Below are 4,638 nucleotides of genomic sequence, written 5' to 3'. Positions count from 1 at the left end.
CCCTGCTATACTGTGCAAAGATTGGGCAGCGTAAGGTTTGATGGCGATCGCTAATCAGGTGCTAATTCCCCCAATTATGCCGGGAGATCATCGGGAAATAGCGATTACCCGACTTTTTCTCCATAAAAAAGCCCCACCGATTGATGGGGATGAAGACTGATAGATTTTTGGCATGATCTCTGTTTAGGGTGCGCTTGGCGCAAACTCTTTATCTATTCATTTCTTCTAATGAAGAACTGCCAGGGTTAGCTGATGAACTAATGACATATTCAGGGTAGGCTGGTATGCCATGCTCGTGTAAATCCAAACCTTCCAATTCGCCTTCTTTCGAGACACGCAGTGTCCCGGTCAAATTTACCAAATACATCAAGCCCATTGCCACGGCGAATGTAGACACAGTAATAATTAGGTTGCCGATAACTTGTGCGCTCAACACCTGTATCCCCCCACCATACAACAGACCTCTTAACGGTGCAGAGACATCAGGTACGATGGGGCCAGTCGCGCCGAATTCACCAGTGGCAAACAAGCCCAGCGACCACGTTCCCCAGATTCCGCAAAAACCATGTACAGGAACTGCACCGATGGGGTCGTCAATCCGCAGCCATTCCAAGAGGTCTATGCCTAGAATTACAACTACGCCAGCTACTCCCCCAATGATGATTGAACCTGTTGGATTAACCCAATAGCAGGGGCAAGTGATCGCAACCAAACCCGCCAAGAAACCGTTGACGGTGAAACTCAAATCCCACTTTTTTGTTTTCGGATATGCGAAAAACAGTGCCGACAGACCACCTGCACATGCTGCTAAGGTAGTATTGGCGGCAACTCGTCCAGTCCCCACAAAGTCCATCGCCGAGAGTGTTGAACCTGGGTTGAAACCGTACCAGCCGAACCACAGAATCAGACCGCCGGAAGCAGCAATTACAAGGTCATGGGGCAACATCGGCCCGCCACCGTCGCGCTTGAACCTCCGACCTAAACGCGGCCCAAGTGCGATCGCACCCGCCAGGGCAATGAATCCCCCAATGGTGTGAACAACTGTAGAGCCTGCAAAGTCATGGAAGCCAATCCCCAAGAAAGGCAGGAAACCATCTTTGCTGCCCATCGTTGCCAGAAAACCGTCTGGCCCCCAAGCCCAGTGTCCGATAATTGGGTAGATGAATCCAGAAACGCCAAAGCTGTAGAGAAGATCGCCAATAAACCCTGTCCGCCCAATCATCGCCCCAGAGGTAATGGTCGAGCAGGTGTCTGCAAAGGCAAACTGAAACAGCCAGAACGCCAGAAACGCTACGCCTGTTGTTTCATAGGTGGTAGGAGACCCTTGCAAGAAAAACCAATTCAGTCCAATCAAGCCGTTACCATGACTGAACATGAAGGCAAAGCCCCAGGCATAGAACAATAAACCGCAAAGACAGGTGTCAACGATGCACTCCATCAAGACGTTGACGGTTTCACGAGAGCGACAGAAACCTGCTTCCAGCATCGTAAAACCTACCTGCATTGCGAATACCAGGAAGGCCGCTAGCAGCGTCCAGAGGGTATTAATCGGGTTAACGATGTCATTGCCTCTGAGTACTGGATCGGCTGCCAGAACTGGTGTTTCCATCAAATTGGGGATGAAGGCAAATACCATGAACAGCATCATGATAGCCATTGCCTTGCCCAGCAGTAGTAAATAACCGTAGCGCCTCCACTCTGGATCACGTAAACGCTGTCCCAATCGTGCCAACTTGTTAACTTGCTGACTTTGCCCAACAGTCATCGGCATTTTCTTCTTTGTGGGGAATTGCTGATGCTTAAAGAGGAAAAAGCCTTTCTTGACTGGGGTAGATCCCGCCTTCACGAAAAAGACAATAAAGCTTGTTACCAAATAGCCAAATATGTTCAGGCAATTTCGGCTATTTTTTCCCAAAGAACTACAAGCCTTAAATAAGATAGTTTTTAGTCTGCTTCTCTTGTTACCCACTAAGTAAAACCTCCATCAAGGTAAATATTTTTAAACAACTAAAACCTCAATTGTCAGTCAAGCTGTTGAGGAAGAATCTGAAGGTATTTATCTCAAATAAACTTGAGCGTGATTGTCTCAAAACCGACAGCCCATCACGTTAGGATAGTTACGACGGCATCAACAACATTAACGAAGTTTTTCTGTAAGTCTTTAACCACATTTTTCTAATATCAATAACCCTGATATTGTGAGAAATCTGAATGTTTACTTACAGGAATAAACTAAGAAATTTGACTAATTATTTATTTCTTCCTGACAAAAAACTGTATTATATAATACAGTTTTTTGTCAGGAGGTCACATGAAGTTACTCTCGCCATATGTCAGATATAACAATTGGATTCTTTACAGTATCAGTATTTCCCGATATTAAGATAGAAACATTCAGAATGTTATTAATTTTATATACAACAAGTCAATAAGTTGTTACTTTTTGTGTTCACAGCCTGATCAATCTCGTCACACTTTCGTCATGATGTTGTCATATCTTCGTCAATCTAATATGCAACTGTTACCCACAATACGTTTATTCATTTTTCTCAGGTGGGATTACCTGCCTTTGACTTATCTTTAAATTCTCCTCATCACCTCACCACGTATTCCAGAGGCTTTATTAAATAATTCGTAATTCGTAATTCGTAATTCGTAATTAAGTTTTGTAACGGGGATTTAGACCCCACTACAAAACTTGCTTTTTTATTGAACCGGGGGACTTAAACCCACCGAATTTGGTTAACTCACATAACTAGCCCTTTCAAGGTGGGTAAAAATTTTGCTCAAGAAACTCCTCTTTAACCTCTTGACTCCATGTTCTCTGTGCCACTGTGGTTAAAATAAAAGATTTTTTAACCGCAGAGACGCAAAGAAGCCAGTGCGTTGGCCGGGTTCCCCGACTTGTTCGCGGAGCGTCTCCCCTTGGGAGAAGCAACTGGCGCGGCGCAGAGAGAAAAAAGAGATTTTACAAGTCACCTTGAAAGGGCTAGTTCTGTAAACGCCTGTGGAGAACTCGTAAGTCCTGTCTTCTATTCAGGCGGACATCGTTGAACCAGGAATCACGCCACTTCAGTTGTGTGAGGTTCAATACTTTAATCATTCTTCAAATGTAAAAAGCAATACAAAATATATGATGACAATTTTGATACAAATTTGTTAAGAATAGTTACAATAGTCAGAATACAGGATAATATTTCTTATGGTAAATTCACTTGACAATAATCCACCTCATCAGGTAGTAATTGTTGGCGGTGGTTTTGGTGGACTTTATGCGGCGAAAACACTCGGCAAAGCGGCAGTAAACGTTACTCTGATTGATAAACGCAACTTTCATTTATTTCAACCCCTCTTATACCAAGTCGCCACAGGTGCGCTATCTCCTGCGGATATTTCCTCACCGTTGCGTTCTGTACTCAGCAAGAGCAAGAATACGAAAGTGTTGCTGGGAGAGGTGAATAATATTGATCCAGAAGCACAAAAAGTGATTGTGGGCGACGAAGCAATACCTTACGATACGTTAATTGTCGCCACAGGAGCCAAGCATTCCTACTTTGGTAAAGACAACTGGGAAGAATTCGCCCCAGGCTTGAAAACTGTAGAAGATGCCATAGAAATGCGTCGTCGGATCTTTACGGCCTTTGAAGCCGCAGAAAAAGAAACTGATCCAGAAAAACGCCGTGCCTGGTTAACCTTTGTAATTATTGGTGGTGGCCCCACTGGTGTAGAATTAGCGGGCGCGATCGCAGAATTAGCAAATCAAACTCTCAAAGAAGATTTCCGCAACATCGACACATCGGAAGCCAAGATTTTGCTATTAGAAGGTCTGGATCGGATTCTGCCACCATTTGCACCAGAGTTATCACAAGAAGCGGAAGCATCTCTAACGCGGTTGGGGGTAATTGTCCAGACAAAAACGCTGGTAACGAATATTGAAAATGATCTTGTTACGCTCAAACAAGGCGATGAAGTTAAAGAAATTGCCTCAAAAACGGTATTATGGGCAGCAGGTGTGAAAGCTTCAGCAATGGGAAAAGTGCTAGCAGAACACACAGGTGCCGAGTGCGATCGCGCTGGACGGATTATCGTTGAACCTGACTTGAGTATTAAGGGACATTCCAATATTTTTGTAATAGGCGACTTAGCAAATTTTTCTCATCAAAATGGGAAACCGCTACCTGGTGTTGCACCTGTAGCGAAGCAACAAGGAGAATATGTAGCAGCACTAGTGCAAAAGCGGCTAGCAGGAAACAGTTTGCCACCCTTTGCTTATACCGATCATGGTAGTTTAGCGATGATTGGGCACAATTCTGCTGTAGTCGATTTGGGCTTTATCAAGCTGAAAGGTTTCTTTGCATGGCTGTTTTGGCTGTTGATTCACATCTACTTCCTAATTGAATTTAACAACAAATTAGTAGTAATGATTCAGTGGGCATGGAACTATTTCACCCGTAATCGCGGAGCAAGATTGATTACAGGACAAGAATCAATCACGCAGTTCGGAATTAGCGATCGCAACATTTATTACGCATCAGCCGATAATAAACAGCCAGTAAATATCTAATTGGGCATTGGGCATTGGGCATGGGGCATGGGAAGAGACAAGGAAGAAACTTGTTCAATAATTCTCCCTTGTCC

The 4,638-nt window shown here is 44.2% G+C and carries 2 protein-coding genes; one reads left to right on the top strand and one right to left on the bottom strand.

The annotated features are described in order from the left end of the window. Positions 1 to 208 precede the first annotated feature (208 nt). Entirely contained in the window at positions 209 to 1,765 is a 1,557-nt protein-coding gene (locus HWQ41_RS21720; RefSeq protein ID WP_292767360.1) for an ammonium transporter, read from the bottom strand. A gap of 1,437 nt (positions 1,766 to 3,202) precedes the next feature. Between HWQ41_RS21720 and HWQ41_RS21715 the strand changes: the two genes are divergently transcribed. Continuing rightward, entirely contained in the window at positions 3,203 to 4,564 is a 1,362-nt protein-coding gene (locus HWQ41_RS21715; RefSeq protein WP_292767359.1) for an NAD(P)/FAD-dependent oxidoreductase, read from the top strand. Positions 4,565 to 4,638: the final 74 nt, after the last annotated feature.

Source organism: Nostoc sp. NOS(2021) (assembly GCF_017115025.1).
In the GTDB taxonomy this organism is placed as follows: Bacteria; Cyanobacteriota; Cyanobacteriia; order Cyanobacteriales; family Nostocaceae; genus Nostoc.
Note: the sequence above shows the minus strand (reverse complement) of the source record. Positions and strands in the feature narration are given on the sequence as shown.

Excerpts from the sequence above, each read along its gene's own strand:
- HWQ41_RS21720 (WP_292767360.1), bottom strand. The coding sequence starts at position 1,765 with ATGACTGTTGGGCAAAGTCAGCAAGTTAACAAGTTGGCACGATTGGGA.
- HWQ41_RS21715 (WP_292767359.1), top strand. The coding sequence starts at position 3,203 with ATGGTAAATTCACTTGACAATAATCCACCTCATCAGGTAGTAATTGTT.